Source organism: Cohnella cholangitidis (genome assembly GCF_014107495.1).
Taxonomy (GTDB): Bacteria; Bacillota; Bacilli; order Paenibacillales; family Paenibacillaceae; genus Cohnella; species Cohnella cholangitidis.
Window position 1 is genome coordinate 4,233,057 of record NZ_CP041969.1, and the last position, 12,620, is coordinate 4,245,676.

Here is a 12,620-nt window from a genome sequence, read left to right on the forward strand (position 1 = left end):
CTAATGAAACGTAAGCTAAAAATGATGGGTATGTTCTCGGACCGTATGGTTCTTCAAAGGGATAGCCTCGTTCCCATATGGGGGGAAGGAAGAGAAGGCGAAACGGTAACGGTAACGTGTTCGGGCGTTAGCGCCGAAGCCGTCGTTAAGGATGGGAAATGGCACGCGAACCTCCCGCCATTCGGCGCGGGAGGCCCTTACGCGCTGACCGTTCAATCCGGCGACGAGACGATCGTGTTCCGCGATGTGTTGTTCGGTGACGTATGGCTCGCAGGCGGTCAATCGAACATGGAATGGAGATTGAAGGATACAAAAGGGGGACCGGAGGAAGCGGCTCGGGCGTCCAGCCCGATTGTCCGTTTCTACGACGTTCCGAGAATTTCCTATGAGGACGGGCTAGAGCATCCGGCGGAATGGAAGTCGTGTACATCCGATCACGCGGGAGAATTCTCGGCGGTTGCTTATTATTATGCGAACGAGCTCGCTCGTTCCTTGGAAGTGCCGATCGGCGTTATTGGCTGCAACTGGGGAGGAACCTCCGCTTCCTGCTGGGTTCCGAAAGAAGCGCTTGCCGGTAACGATGAGCTCCATGCTTATATTGACGAGTTCCAAGCGAGCTTGGACAGCGTAGGTCCCGAAGAGCGCGTTACGGAGGAAAAACGATATCATGAAGCGGTAGCCGAATTCAACCGCAGACAATCTGCCGGGATGGTCGGCGAGGAGCTAGGGGATTATCCATGGCCGCCGCCGGTTAGCGAACGAAGCTTCCTGAGGCCGAACGGCCTTTATTGCACGATGATTCGTAAGGTTGTGCCTTATGGATTGAAAGGTTTTATTTATTACCAGGGCGAAAGCGACGCGCATAAGCCGGCGTTGTACGATACGCTGCTCGGCACGTTGATTAGGACGTGGAGAAGCGATTGGGGCAATTCGGAGCTGCCGTTCTTATTCGTGCAGTTGCCGGGATATGCGCATGACGGCAAGCCGCGCGGAGAAGAATGGCCGCTGTTAAGGGAATCCCAACTGATCGTGACGGAGCAAGTTCCGCATACGGCAATGGCCGTCGTCTTGGATTGCGGAGAGGAGAACGATATTCACCCCCGCGATAAAAAGCCGGTAGGAGAGCGACTCGCGTTGGTTGCCCTTCGCTCTGTATACGGGCAAGACGTGGCGAGTTCGGGGCCGGTATTCAGGAAAGCGGCTTCTGCGGGGAATAAGCTTACGATTAAGTTCGATAGCGGTGCGGGGAGGCTTGTTGCCGCGAACGGCAACATCGTCGGTTTCGAAGTGGCAGGGGGAGACGGCGTATATGTCCCCGCCTCCGCAACGATCGTTAGCGACGACTCCGTTCAAGTATGGAACGATAAAGTCGCTGCGCCCGTCCATGCGAGATACGCATGGGCCAATTACCCGGAAGCGAATCTGGTCAATAGCGCCGGTCTGCCCGCCGGTCCGTTCCGAACCTCTCGGACAGGCAGGAAGTAAGCGGGCGGGTGCCGTGGGAATAAGTTATACACGTTGAAGGGGGAAGTTGGTCGAGATGGAAGGCGCCTATAAATCGAAGCTGGATGAAAGACAGCTTAACGAAGTCGTTCATAAGGTTATGAATAGCTCTATCCGTTCCTATTCCGAGTTGTCTGACGGATGGGCGAACAGCGCGTATTCGATCGAGCTTGAGGACGGCCGCAAAATCGTGCTGAAGGCTCGTCCTCCCGAAGGGATCCGATTCATGCGTTGCGAAGTCGATCTGATGAAGACGGAAGTCGAAGCGATGCAGCGGCTGTCTTTGGCGGGACAATTGCCGATTCCGCGTATATACGCCCATGATACCTCTTGCGAGATTCTTCCCGTCGAATACTTCATCATGGAGTATTTGGAAGGCAAGCCGTACAATCAGTTGAAACCGGAAATGCCGGATGAACAGCGAGACGCGATCGACCGCCAGTTAGGCGCCTTTAACCGTCTGATCAACGAAGTCAAAGGTCCCGGCTTCGGCTTCTATGCCCGGCCAACCGGTCGGTCATGGCGCGACGCGTTCGCCGAAATGATCTACGGCGTAATCGAGGACGGGAAAGACGTCGGGTTATCCATGCCGATCGCGTACGAAGAGCTGGAGCAGCTAATCGAGCGGAATTTGGAGCATTTGGATGAGGTTACCGAGCCGAGATTGCTCCACTGGGATCTATGGGACGGCAACGTATTCATAAAGGATGGCCAAGTGAGCGGGATTATCGATTTCGAACGTGCTATCTGGGGCGACCCGCTGATGGAGCATTATTTCAGCCACTTTAATCCTTCCGATGCTTTCCGGGAGGGGTACGGATTGTTCCCGACGGAACCTTCCCAGCTCGCGAGAAGGAAGCTATACGACCTCTATCTGGATCTGATCCTCTATGTTGAGTGCACGTACCGTAAATACGAAAACGAACACCACGTGAAGTGGACATACGAGAATCTAGCGGAGAGCTTGGAGAAGTTCGGCGCAAACGATTAACGCTAATGCGTTCGAGCAAGAGGAGACAGCCGGAATGGCTGTCTCCTCTCTGTTTGTTTCTTGCGAGAAGGGAACCTGTCTGCGGCCGGGTGGCCGGCGGGGCTTAACGGCACGCGGTGCCGCCATCCAGCCCAAACTCCCGCTCGTGCGCTCAATAACGGCACGCTGGTGCCGTTATCTAACCCAAACTCCCGCTCGAGCGCCGAATAACGGCACGCGGTGCCGCTAACTAACCCAATCTCCCGCTCGTGATCCCAATAACGGCACGGGATGCCGCTATCTAACCCAAACTCCTGCTCGTGCGCCCAATAACGGCACGCGGTGCCGCTATGTACCCAAACTCCCGCTCGTGCGCCCAATAACGGCACGCGGTGCCGCTAACTAACCCAATCTCCCGCTCGTGATCCCAATAACGGCACGGGATGCCGCTATCTAACCCAAACTCCTGCTCGTGCGCCCAATAACGGCACGCGGTGCCGCTATGTAACCCAAACTCCCGCTCGTGCGCCCAATAACGGCACGCGGTGCCGCTAACTAACCCAATCTCCCGCTCGTGATCCCAATAACGGCACGGGATGCCGCTATCTAACCCAAACTCCTGCTCGTGCGCCCAATAACGGCACGCGGTGCCGCTATGTAACCCAAACTCCCGCTCGTGCGCCCAATAACGGCACGCGGTGCCGCTAACTAACCCAATCTCCCGCTCGTGATCCCAATAACGGCACGGGATGCCGCTATCTAACCCAAACTCCTGCTCGTGCGCCCAATAACGGCACGCGGTGCCGCTATGTACCCAAACTCCCGCTCGTGCGCCCAATAACGGCACGCGGTGCCGCTAACTAACCCAATCTCCCGCTCGTGATCCCAATAACGGCACGGGATGCCGCTAACTAACCCAAACTCCCGCTCGTGATCCCAATAACGGCACGGGATGCCGCTATCTAACCCAAACTCCTGCTCGTGCGCCCAATAACGGCACGCGGTGCCGCTAATCTAACCCAAACTCCCGCTCGTGCGCCCAATAACGGCACGGGATGCCGTTATCTAACCCAAACTCCCGCTCGAGCGCCCAATAACGGCACGGGATGCCGTTATCTAACCCAAACTCCCGCTCGTGCGCCGAATAACGGCACGGGATGCCGTTATCCCAGCGGCTAAGATATCTCAACCTTCATGAAATCTTCATCTAACGTTCATCGTACCTTCATGCAGCTTGCCGGCGTGAATGGTATGATTTTTACATACTAGAACACATATAAGGAAGAGGATGAATATGTACAAAACAATCATTATAGGAACAGGACCGGCAGGATTAACGGCGGCGATTTACTTGGCGCGCGCGAACCTGAACCCATTAGTGATCGAAGGACCGGAACCTGGCGGCCAGCTGACGACTACGACGGAAGTGGAAAATTTCCCTGGTTTCCCGGAGGGTATCATGGGCCCCGAGTTAATGGCGAACATGCGTAAGCAAGCGGAGCGATTCGGAGCGGAGTTCCGTTCCGGTTGGGTCAATAGCGTGGACATGTCGAAGCGTCCTTTCACCTTGTCCGTGGAAGGCATTGGCGAGCTGACTGCCGAGACGCTAATTATCTCTACGGGAGCTTCGGCGAAATACCTAGGTATTCCCGGGGAAAAAGATAACGTCGGACGCGGCGTCAGCACGTGCGCGACTTGCGACGGATTCTTCTTCCGCAACAAGAAAATCATCGTAGTCGGCGGCGGGGATTCCGCGATGGAAGAAGCGCATTTCTTAACGAAATTCGCGTCCGAAGTCGTATTGGTCAACCGTCGCAACGAGCTCCGCGCTTCGAAGATCATGCAGGACCGCGCCCGCAGCAATCCCAAAATCACTTGGAGCCTGAACCGCACGCCGCTTGAAGTGGAAAGCGGGCCGCTAGGCGTAACGGGCCTCAAGGTTAAAAACAACGAAACGGGCTTGGAAGAGACGATCGCAACGGACGGGCTTTTCGTCGCTATCGGGCATACGCCGAATACGAAGTTCTTGAACGGTCAGCTGAATACGGACGAAACCGGATACTTGCTCGTTAATCCGGGCTCGACCGAGACGAACGTTCCCGGCGTATTCGCTTGCGGCGACGTGCAGGATAACAAATACCGGCAAGCGATCAGCGCAGCGGGAACCGGCTGCATGGCCGCTTTGGATTGCGAAAGATTCCTCGAAAACGCCGAGCACTAATATAACCTTATAACAAGGACCATCGGGACATTCCGATGGTCCTTGTCCTTATTTAATGATCGGGTTCTTCCGCCGCTTCGCAAGCTTGCTCTACGGCTGCTTGGAACTCCTCTTCGTTGTCCTCGGCCAGCTTGCTTCCGAATTGACCCAATTGGCTAGGGCTGCTAGCCGGTCCGTCATTATCGGGTTTGTTGTTTCTCCCCGCCAAAGAAATCCCCTCCTATACATGAATTAATTTTTACCGGAGCCGTTATTGCCTTTCTTATCGGACGTTCTAGTCGTCGTATTTTTATTGGCGTGGCCTTGCTGCTTGGACATGGTGAGCCCCCCCTTTGCATACCGGATGGGCTTACTTTGCGCTCAAACCCGAATAATGATTCCCTTTTATTTATTTTTTTCGTCTTGGTTGTCACAAAACAACCTCCTCCAACGACTTAAGGGCAGAACGAATAATTGGAGGGCGATAAAATGAAAAAAATCGACGTGGCGGTAATCGGCGGAGGGCTGGCGGGACTCATCGCGGCTATTGAATTGGCGAGAGCGGGTAAATCGGTAAGGGTGTTAGAGAAATCCGGCAAACTAGGCGGCAGAGCGATGACGGTCGACAAGAACGGAGCGCTGTTCAATCTGGGAGGCCATGCGCTCTATCTCGGCGGAGAAGCGAATCGCGTTTTCGAACGATACGGATTAAAGCTGACGGGCAGCAAGCCGTCTGCCAAGGGGTTGACTATATGGAATAATACGCTGTCGCCGTTGCCGGGAGATCCAGTGGCATTGTTATCTTCCAAACTGCTGGGTTGGTCGGGGAAAGCCAAGCTGATGTCCATCATGGTCAAGATGATGAGAGCGGATTTTGCGTCCATGCCCAATATAAGCTTGAGGGAGTGGGCCGAATCCCAGATCGGCGACCCGATGGTTCGCCACATCTTCTACTCGTTATGCCGTACGGCGACTTACACGACGGACCCCGACTATCAAGCCGCGGGGCCGGTACTGAGACAAGTGAAGAGCTCGCTTACGTCGGGAGTGAAGTATTTGGACGGAGGCTGGCAATCGATCATCGATCAGTTGCGGGATTCGGCTATCTCCTTGGGAGTCGATATCGTACCGGGAACTACGGTCGTCGAAATCAAGCACGATCGAGGCAAGGTTCAAGGCGTGGTTTACGCTAGCGGCGATACCGTCCCCGTCGATACCGTCATTAGCACCGCCCCTCCGGCGACGACTTACCTGATGGTCAAAGGAGCGGAAAATACGATACTGCAAAGGTGGAAGGACGAGGCAAGGCCTGCGACGGTGGCAAGCTTGGATCTGGCTTTGAAGCGGCTGCCGGTCGCGAATCGCCATTTCGCCATGGGGTTGGATCAGCCGGTGTTTTTCTCCGATCATTCCAGGGCCGCCAAACTAAGCGAAAATGGTACAATAGTGGTGCATCTGACCAAATATAACGGACCGGGACCGCAAGACGCCGAAGCGGACGAGAGCTTGCTCAAGCAGACGATGAGCCTGCTGCATCCGGGATGGGAGCGCGAGGTCGTGTCCCGTCAATACTTGCCTCATATTACCGTCGTGCATGATTACCCTCATCTAGGACGTACAAAGAACGAGACGGGTCCGGAAATTCCGGAAATACAAGGCATGTACGTCGCAGGAGATTGGGCCAGCCATGGGGAAATGCTTGCGGACGCTTCCGCGGCAAGCGCCGTAAGGGCGGCCGAATCTATTGTAAGAGCAGCGAACGCCGCGAACAATCGGGCTACGGCCGAAGGCATTCTAGCTCGCTAAATCGAAAGGAGAGGCCTGTTTGGAAACCGTTAATCCGGAAGGCGATTATCAAGCATATAAGCCGCTAATGTTCTCGATTGCATACCGAATGCTGGGCAACGTAATGGACGCGGAGGATATCGTTCAGGAAGTTTTTCTCGCATGGAACGCAAATAAGCCTGAACAAGTTCAGAACATAAAATCTTATTTATGCAAAATGGTAACGAACCGCTGCATCGATCATATCCGCTCCGCTAGCAAACGTAGGGAGGCGTACGTCGGACCTTGGCTTCCTTCGCCGTTATTAACGGACGATCCGGGAGAACCCGACGGCCCGGCGTCGATCTATTTGCATAAGGAATCCCTCTCCACCGCATATTTGCTGTTGTTGCAGCAATTGTCCTGGATCGAGAGAGCCGTGTTCGTATTGAGGGAAGTGCTCCAATACGATTACGACGAGATCGCCGAGATCGTGGATAAGAGCAGCGCCAATTGCCGGCAAATCTTTCATCGCGCCAAGGGAGCGATATCCGGGATTTCGAGCTCGAGCGAAACGGGACCGCCTAAGTCGGAATCGCTCAAACGGCGGATCGAACTGTTCGTTCATGCGCTCACTACCGGGAACAGCGGGCAGCTTGTGAACATCCTGAAGGCGGATGCTCGGCTGCAATCCGACGGAGGAGGCAAGGTTACGGCCGCTATTCGTCCGATTCTGGGAGCGGAAAGAGTTTCCGCGTTCTTGTTCGGAATCGTCGGCAAAGCTACGCCGGATTCTTCTTATCGGATGGTCTCGGTAAACGGAGAACCCGGTATCGTCACTTATGCCGGGAAGAAGCCGAATTCGGTTATGACTTTCCGAATACAGGATGAAGAAATCGCGGATATCTATATCGTTATTAATCCCGACAAACTGCTCCATCTGCCTGATCTATCCTCCTGAACGTAAAACGGAATCGATATGTAAAAAGAAGCTGGCCAAAGGTTTTGCCTTGGATCAGCTTCTTCTTTTGTTCAATATCCGTTACCCAAGAGTTTTGTCGCCTTTTCTCCAGTTGATCGGGCACAGCCCGCCGGATTGCAGCGCTTCGAGAATGCGGATCGTCTCTTCTACGCTGCGGCCGACGTTCATGTCGGTGACGACTTGATAGCGAATGATGCCTTCGGGGTCGATAATGAACAAGCCTCTATGCGCGGCTCCGGTTTTCTCGTCGAGCACTCCGTATGCACGTGCCGTTTCCTTCGTGAAGTCCGATACCATCGGGTAACGGATCAGGCCGATTCCGCCTTGGTCGCGGGGGGTGTTCATCCACGCTTTGTGCGTGTAGACGCTGTCCACCGAAGCTCCGATGATGTCGCATTTGAGATCCCGGAACGTGCCTACCGACTCGTTGAATGCCATGATTTCCGTAGGGCACACGGTCGTAAAATCATAGGGCCAGAAGAACAGCATGACCCAGCGTCCGCGGTATTCCTCAAGGCTCAAGTTTTCGGACAACGTGTCCAAGTTCTTCGTAGAAGGAAGATTGAAAGAAGGGGCCGGCTCGCCGATTTTTGCGGTTTTTACGATGGTGGTTTCAATCATGATGTTGTTTCTCTCCTCTTATTTTATAATTAAACTAAATCTAACTAATGGCCATGAAAAATCATACCCCATAACGGCTTGCGCTGCATGAAGGTATGATTAAGGTTTCATGAAGATCTCATGAACCGGCTTTATAGGTCGGCTAGGCGATAACCGGCCCCTCTGACGGTAGCGATGTAACGAGGTTCCTTCGGATCGTCCTCCAGCTTGCTTCGCAAGCTTCTTATGTGCACGTCGACCGCATTGCTGCCTCCGAAGTATTGCTCTCCCCATACCTCGTTCATCAGCTCTTGGCGGGTTAGCACCTTGCCGTCGGCAGCGATAATCGTCCGCAGGAGATCATATTCCGTCTTCGTTAATTCTACTCTAGAGCCGTTCCGGGTAACGGTCATGCGGTCCGGGTCGAGAACGACGTCTTTGAATACGTAGGTGCGCGATTCTTCGATCGGGACAGTGTACTTGAGAGAGAGCTGCTGGATCTTCGCGATGACTTGTTCGATCGAACCGGGCCACTGAACGGTTTCCTCTCCAGGATGGACAGTCGAGTCCGCGCCGTTAATGAGTGCGAGAACGGGAGAGCTTCCGTCGCTAGGCCACGCGTTAGCCGTTGCAGACGGAGAATGGGCCGTGCGGTCGACAACGATAATGTTGCCTTGCACCATATTAAGAAGCGGGTCGTCGGCATGGTGCAGCAGAAGCACGTCGTAACATTTGTCCGCCAGCTCCGCAACGAGAGAACGAAGGGAGGCCGGACGTGGGCTGATGATCAGAATTCGGTTCGTGATCTCGCAGAATCCTTGGTCGTTCGGTTCAATGGGCGAGATCAGGCTTTCGTTAACGACGGCAACTTCGGTTGCCTCGGAAGCTCCGTTTAGTGAGCGGATTTGTTCGCGTTCTTGCATCCGTCGCACACTCCTTTGAACAAGATGTTCTCTTCGGTGATGTCGTAACCGGTTTGCTCGGAGACGGAATTCAACCATGCCGCGGGAAGCTCCACGAACACTTCGTCGACTTTGCCGCACGAGGTGCAGACGACATGCTGGTGATCTTCGATTCGCGCATCGTACCGGCTGGCGTCGCCCTGGAGCTTGAGCTCATGGATGAGGCCTTCCTCGGTTAAATATTTCAGCGTATTGTAGACGGTCGCGTAAGCGAAATTGTGTCCCTCGGCTTTGAGTCTCTCGATAATATCGGCCGCCGTCGGATGATCTTCGGCAGCGGTTAGCAGCTCGTATATGGTTTTGCGCTGAAGGGTCATGGCACCCGCTTTTCTCATCGCAATCATTCCTTTAATTTAGAATTAGTTTAAGTTTAATCAAATTCATGCTCGCCGTCAATGCGGATAGCAAAAACCGCCTTGCCAGCTCGCAGGCTGCCGAAGGCGGTTTATGGACGACGCGTTATTGAAGATCCCGATACAGAACCCGAATAAGAATATCTTGATTATAATTGCCGAAGTGCTTGCCGAAGACGGTAAGGCCTCTTTTGTTTTTCGATTTCTCCTCGACCGCCATTTTAAAACGAATATCGCTTTTGTAATTCAGATCGATCTCGGACAAGGTAACGTCGGATATTCTGCAACCGTCGATGAAGCTTCCTTCCCCGTTAATCCGAATCAGCTTCAGCATCCCGTATTGGTTCAGATGCGGCGGCCACCAGTCGGGATTGAAGGCTCCCTTCGTATCGCCGAAGTCGCCCGGGCTGGTCCAAGATCCGATCTCGATATCGTTAACGTAGAAGTAAATGTCGGACGGCCAATTGTCGGCGAATCCCGGCGCTTCGGAGCCTAGTTCCAAAGAAAATTGCAGTTCTTGGAACTCCTGGTTCGGCTTCAAGTAGTTCGGGATGCGATATTCCAGATACCCTTCCGATAGCCAGATGATTTCGGCGTCTACCCGCTGCGGGTCGGCGAAGTATCGAGGATCGTCGAAATCCCCGATAATGCTATCCTTCGTTGCAAGCCCGCATGTCGGGACGGCATGGTAATTGCTGTAATGCCCGGTTTTCAATTCTACCTCGTACAGATTGCCGACTTCTTTCGTGCGCAATTCCACCATCAGCTTCTCTTCGTTGAGATAACACATTTTTTGCAAGCCGTGTTTGCCGACGACGGTATTGATCTCGATTAAGCCGCTTTCTTCAAGCTTCTTAATATGCATAGTAATGGCGCCGTTGGTTAGCTCTAATTTGGTAGCCAGATCGTTAAGGTTAAGCGTCTGATGCTCTGCCAAGAGCTCGAGAATTTGAATTCGGATTTCCGAACTGAGCGCTTTGAAAATATTAAGACCGGACCGGAGTTCTTTAATATGAATCATTTCCGCAAGTCCTTTCCGATTTGGAGGTTCGATAGGATCGAAAGGTTCGATATACCTATAGCTTACCATAAAGATTTATTTTATTATACATAAACCTAAAACAATATAAATGAATGTTCAACAACTTCCGACAGCGGCATTCGTTATTGTTTGGTGAATCTTTGCAGAACGATGTTTAACTGTCGCGATAATTCGTTCAACTGCTTGGCATAATCTAACGTCTCGTTGCTTGCTTCCGTTTGGCTCTGGGTCATGGAGGCTGCATGAGAAGAAGAAGCGAGCGATTGTTCCGCCACTTTGCTGACGACCCGCATGGATTTAGCCAACAGCTGCTGCGCATCCTTGAACTCGTTAAGGGATTCGGTCGTCCGATTCAGCTCGCCCATGAATGCTTCCATGTCTCTGTTTACTTCGTCGAATATGGTATTCGTTTGATGCACCGAATCGTTCTGGCTCTTGAACAGCATCAACGCGCTTTGCTGTTCCTCGACGATTACCGCAGCGCTCGATTGAATAACGTCAAGGGTGACGGCAACCGTGTCGATCGATTGTTTCGATTGTTCGGCAAGCTTGCGGATTTCATCCGCTACGACCATGAACCCTTTGCCTGCATTGCCGGCACGGGAAGCTTCGATGGTCGCGTTAAGCGAGAGGATGTTCGTTTGTTTCGTAATTTGGTGCAGCACGTCCATAATGTTCTGGATCGATTGGGCATGTTGCCGGAACTCCGTCATTTTATCGTTCATGGAACGGTTAATCCGTTCGGATCGATCGGTCTGTCGTCTCAGATCTTCAAGAATAGCAATGCCCTTGTCGCTAGTGCTCTTAACGTTGGCGGCCGAATTAACCAGTACGGAATTGGCTTCGACGACCTCTTGAAGCTTGTTCCCGAATTGCGCGGTGAACGCGCTGACGTTATCGGATTCGGCCGACAGCTCGGTAGTTCCCGCGGCGATTTGTTGAGCGGCTGCCGCGATTTCTTTGGCCGAGCCGTGAGTCGTCTCGGATAGATGGAGCAGCTTGCTTCCGGCATGCAGAACTTTCGAGACGGAAGCGTCGGTCTCTGCGACCAGCAAGCTCATGTTCTCCATCATTTGATCGAAGGAGCGGCCGAGTTGCCCGATTTCGTCTTTCCGCTTGAAGCGGGAACGGACGCTTAGTTTGCCGTCGGCTCCTTCAAGCATAAGTCCTTTCATGTCGGACAAGGGACGGCTGATCATCCGGGTAATGAAATATCCGATGACGAGCGCGGCAACGAGGGAAAAGCCGGACATGATCAGGGTGAAGTTTAAGATTTTGGCCGCGTCCTTTACGATTCGTTCGACCGGTATTTCTTGAACGACGGACCAGCCCGTAACGGGAGACAGGTATGCGGCCGTTAGATGGTCGCCTTCGTAATAGGCTTGCTTGCCGTCGACTGCGTACTCCTCGGCGTTGCGCAACGGATAAGGAGTCCCCAGTCCGTCAGTAGAGCGATCGTATATCGTACTCCCGTCCGCGCCGACAACGTACGCTTTGCCGTAGCTCTCGAGTTCTATTAACTGCTCGTGCAAACTATCGGGATCGATCTCGATGAAAATAACGCCGAGCTCCTTGGCCGATTGCAGTCCGGTAAATATTCTCGCCATGGCAAAGCTGTTCTCGTACGAATTGCTCGTATGCGAATAGCCGTCTTTGACGATCGGCAACCAGGTAGGTTTGGCCCCATTCCGGACGACCGTGTCGAACCAAGATGTTTCCTTTAGATCGGCAGGGCCGTTAAACATTCTTTCCGTCACTTTCAGATCCGTTCCGTCGGCATTAAGGATATGTATGGCTACGACGGAGGGGACCGAGTTCGACAAGCCGTTCAGCGACTCCCGCAGCTTGAGGTTCAACTCTCGATAAGCAAGGGAACGGGCATCCGTCTTCTGCATCTTAAGCAGATTGTTCTCGATATCGCGATTGGTCATCACCTGTCGGGATAGACTTTCGTACACATTGAAATAATAATCGAGCTTCTGTCCTAGTTGGACGACGGTTTGAACGGAGTTTTGCTCCATCTGCTCTTGAAGCAAGGCCTTGGACGAATAATAGGACGATAAACCGACGGATAAAGTGAAAATCAATATGCTGGCGAACAATGAAAGGAACAATCGCGCGCTGAGCGTTGGTTGGAGGAGATCCTTGATTCGGAACGATGTCGATTTAGCCATTGTAAACATCCTTTGCCTTAAGGTGAAATGCGATAGGATTTTAATATAATCTAAACTATATAATTATTAT

General features: G+C 53.0%; 11 protein-coding genes. 5 read left to right on the top strand and 6 right to left on the bottom strand.

What is annotated here, in order from left to right; translation table 11 throughout:
• Positions 1–3: 3 nt before the first annotated feature.
• The 3 genes from FPL14_RS19590 to trxB all read left to right on the top strand — a co-directional run bounded on the left by FPL14_RS19590 (position 4) and on the right by trxB (position 4,694).
• Positions 4–1,485, top strand: a complete 1,482-nt coding sequence (locus FPL14_RS19590) for a sialate O-acetylesterase (RefSeq protein WP_182299357.1) — start codon at positions 4–6, stop codon at positions 1,483–1,485.
• A 55-nt stretch (positions 1,486–1,540) separates the two neighbouring features.
• Positions 1,541–2,494 carry a phosphotransferase family protein gene (locus FPL14_RS19595; protein WP_182299358.1) on the top strand — a complete coding sequence of 318 codons (954 nt, stop codon included), beginning with the start codon at positions 1,541–1,543 and terminating at the stop codon, positions 2,492–2,494.
• 1,273 nt (positions 2,495–3,767) lie between these two features.
• Positions 3,768–4,694, top strand: coding sequence for a thioredoxin-disulfide reductase (trxB, locus tag FPL14_RS19600; protein ID WP_182299359.1), 927 nt, complete (start codon positions 3,768–3,770; stop codon positions 4,692–4,694).
• A gap of 52 nt (positions 4,695–4,746) precedes the next feature.
• Here trxB and FPL14_RS19605 read toward each other — a convergent pair whose 3' ends face one another.
• The gene (locus tag FPL14_RS19605; protein WP_182299360.1) at positions 4,747–4,902 is read right to left on the bottom strand and encodes a hypothetical protein; all 156 of its coding nucleotides are present in this window, start codon (positions 4,900–4,902) and stop codon (positions 4,747–4,749) included.
• Positions 4,903–5,162: 260 nt separating this feature from the next.
• Between FPL14_RS19605 and FPL14_RS19610 the strand changes: the two genes are divergently transcribed.
• Both FPL14_RS19610 and FPL14_RS19615 read left to right on the top strand, forming a co-directional pair.
• A complete protein-coding gene (locus tag FPL14_RS19610) occupies positions 5,163–6,479 on the top strand; it encodes a phytoene desaturase family protein (RefSeq protein ID WP_182299361.1) in 1,317 nt (438 codons plus the stop codon).
• Between the two features lie 19 nt (positions 6,480–6,498).
• Positions 6,499–7,398 (top strand): RNA polymerase sigma-70 factor, encoded by a 900-nt coding sequence (locus FPL14_RS19615; protein ID WP_267875381.1) that lies wholly within the window; start codon positions 6,499–6,501, stop codon positions 7,396–7,398.
• Between the two features lie 81 nt (positions 7,399–7,479).
• On the opposite strand, the gene FPL14_RS19620 is transcribed toward FPL14_RS19615, so the two are convergent.
• From FPL14_RS19620 to FPL14_RS19640, 5 genes are all read right to left on the bottom strand, one after another.
• Positions 7,480–8,040: a peroxiredoxin gene (locus FPL14_RS19620; protein WP_182299362.1), complete on the bottom strand. Its 561-nt coding sequence runs from the start codon at positions 8,038–8,040 to the stop codon at positions 7,480–7,482.
• Between the two features lie 131 nt (positions 8,041–8,171).
• Positions 8,172–8,942, bottom strand: a complete 771-nt coding sequence (locus FPL14_RS19625; RefSeq protein WP_182299363.1) for a winged helix-turn-helix domain-containing protein — start codon at positions 8,940–8,942, stop codon at positions 8,172–8,174.
• Positions 8,912–9,316 carry a Fur family transcriptional regulator gene (locus tag FPL14_RS19630; RefSeq protein ID WP_182299364.1) on the bottom strand — a complete coding sequence of 135 codons (405 nt, stop codon included), beginning with the start codon at positions 9,314–9,316 and terminating at the stop codon, positions 8,912–8,914. Before FPL14_RS19630 ends, FPL14_RS19625 begins: the two co-directional genes overlap by 31 nt.
• 124 nt (positions 9,317–9,440) lie before the next feature.
• Positions 9,441–10,355 (bottom strand): ArsR/SmtB family transcription factor, encoded by a 915-nt coding sequence (locus FPL14_RS19635; RefSeq protein ID WP_182299365.1) that lies wholly within the window; start codon positions 10,353–10,355, stop codon positions 9,441–9,443.
• A 143-nt stretch (positions 10,356–10,498) separates the two neighbouring features.
• On the bottom strand, positions 10,499–12,550 hold the full coding sequence (locus FPL14_RS19640; protein WP_182299366.1) for a methyl-accepting chemotaxis protein: 2,052 nt from the start codon (positions 12,548–12,550) through the stop codon (positions 10,499–10,501).
• Positions 12,551–12,620 lie beyond the last annotated feature (70 nt).